At 77.9% G+C, this 511-nt stretch carries 1 pseudogene; it reads left to right on the top strand.

The features are described 5' to 3' along the window. Positions 1-511: pseudogene (locus AWZ10_RS03170) on the top strand (ATP-dependent helicase); the annotation flags it as partial.

Genomic DNA, 511 nt, shown 5'->3' with positions numbered 1-511 from the left:
GCGGCCGCACTGCACGCGCTGCGACTGATCGCCCGGGGGCGGCTGCTGCCGGGACTGACCGCCGAGGGGTACGACGCGTGGCGGGCGGGACCGCTCGACCCGGAGGACATCGCGCACCTCAGGGCCGTCGCCGCGGCACTGCCGTACGAAGGCCACGCGGTCCCGCTGCCCGGCGGGGGACCGCTGCGGCTGCCCGAGCCGGAGCCGCTGATGCGGTCCTTCCTGGACGCGGTCGCCGACACGCTGCCACGCGGCCCGGCGGCGCCGTACGTCTCCGGGAAACCGTTCGCCGCGCACGCCGGGCAGCGACTGCCGCACGCCCGCGACTGGGCGGCCGAGGTCGCCGCCGGCATGGACGCGGGCGTACGGGTCTCCCTGCGCCTGGACCTGGCGGCACACGACCTCTTCGACGACAGCGAAGGCGCCTCGCGGGCGGGCGCGGCCGTCGTCCAGGTGCACAGCCTCGCCGACCCCACCCTCGTCGTCGACGCCGCCGCGCTGTGGGCGGGTG

It is taken from the genome of Streptomyces europaeiscabiei, assembly GCF_001550375.1.
Taxonomy (GTDB): Bacteria; Actinomycetota; Actinomycetes; order Streptomycetales; family Streptomycetaceae; genus Streptomyces; species Streptomyces europaeiscabiei.
Note: the sequence above shows the minus strand (reverse complement) of the source record. Positions and strands in the feature narration are given on the sequence as shown.